The sequence below is a fragment of the Ruminococcus sp. OM04-4AA genome (assembly GCF_003462585.1).
Taxonomy (GTDB): domain Bacteria; phylum Bacillota; class Clostridia; order Lachnospirales; family Lachnospiraceae; genus Mediterraneibacter; species Mediterraneibacter faecis.
This window is the reverse complement of the sequence record NZ_QTZH01000165.1, coordinates 1-782: the sequence shown is the minus strand read 5'-3', so window position 1 is coordinate 782 and position 782 is coordinate 1. Positions and strand designations below refer to the sequence as shown.

Genomic DNA, 782 nt, shown 5'->3' with positions numbered 1-782 from the left:
GATTGACACGGAGGATGCATGTTTTGGCTTGAATGCATCTCGCCCCATCGCCAAAGGCGATTTAAAATGGCGAGATGCGTTGCTGGTCGCACATCGTGTGAACAGTAACCGTAATAATTCAAGTATAGCAGATTATAACATCTCGATAAAGGCTGCAATACGTGTATTCAGCTGTCCGACATCGGTCTGGGAATAATCTGTCTCAACGTTCATGTATGGAATTCCTTTTTCCTCGTTTACAAAGCGGCGGATGGAAAGAGTCTCTACGTTATAAGTGTGGCATGCCTGAAGTGTCATCTCAAGTACACCGTCAACTTTGTACTCGTCGATCAGCCTTCCGAGAAGTTCCAGACGGTTCGGGTTTGGAGTCATAACAGAACATCCGATAGAGAGGTAACGCTCTGCGATTGCCTGGTAAATGTCTTCAGCATCTTCGTCAATCAGACGACCAATGGATTTTGCACCGGAGCAGTTTTCAAATGTAACAACGATTCCGCCGTTATTCTCAACAGCGTCGATGATCTTTTCCGTTGCACCGCCGATCGGACATCCGGTGATCAAGATTCTAGGTTTCTTATCTTCACGTTTTCCTTCCGCATATTCTTTCTCGATCTTAGCTGTCAGTGCGTCAACTTCTCCGGCAATCAATGTACGGTCGAGCTTAAAACCACTTCCGTACAGAACGCGGAAAAGGTCATGTCCTTTGATCGGTGCAGGATCATGTCTCATTACTCCATAAAGGTTCTTCAAGGATGCACGCACTTCATTCTCCAGCTTAACTG

The 782-nt window shown here is 46.0% G+C and carries 1 protein-coding gene; it reads right to left on the bottom strand.

Annotated features, from left to right (window positions below):
• Window positions 1-132: 132 nt before the first annotated feature.
• The coding region (locus tag DXB52_RS15940) for a 2-hydroxyacyl-CoA dehydratase family protein (RefSeq protein ID WP_147343405.1) at window positions 133-782 on the bottom strand (650 nt) is incomplete at its 5' end.